The sequence below is a fragment of the Methylobacterium sp. C33D genome (genome assembly GCF_053345825.1).
The window spans coordinates 1-313 of the sequence record NZ_JBKFAV010000189.1; the positions used below are offsets into that span (position 1 = coordinate 1).

Genomic DNA, 313 nt, shown 5'->3' on the forward strand with positions numbered 1-313 from the left:
CGGGGTCCTGCGCGGCTACCGGCGGATCCTGGCGAGCCGGGTCTTCCTCGGCCACGCCCTGTGCAACGCCGCGGCGGCGGGGGCGGTCTTCGCCTACATCACCGGCTCGGCGCTGGTCTTCGTCGGCGCCCTCGGCCTCGATCCGCTGGCCTACGGGCTGGTCTTCGGGGCGAGCTCCCTGTCGGTGATGGCGGGCGCCGTCCTGAACGGGCGGCCCGCGGCCCGGGGCGTGCCCCCGCCGCGGGTGATCGCCGCCGGCCTCGCCCTGGCGACCGGCGCCGCGGCCCTGCTCCTCGCCGCCGCGCTGGCCCGG

Annotated in this window: 1 pseudogene; it reads left to right on the plus strand. The window is 79.6% G+C overall.

Annotated features, from left to right (window positions below):
* Positions 1-313, plus strand: a pseudogene (locus ACLBXO_RS31975) (multidrug transporter CflA); the annotation flags it as partial.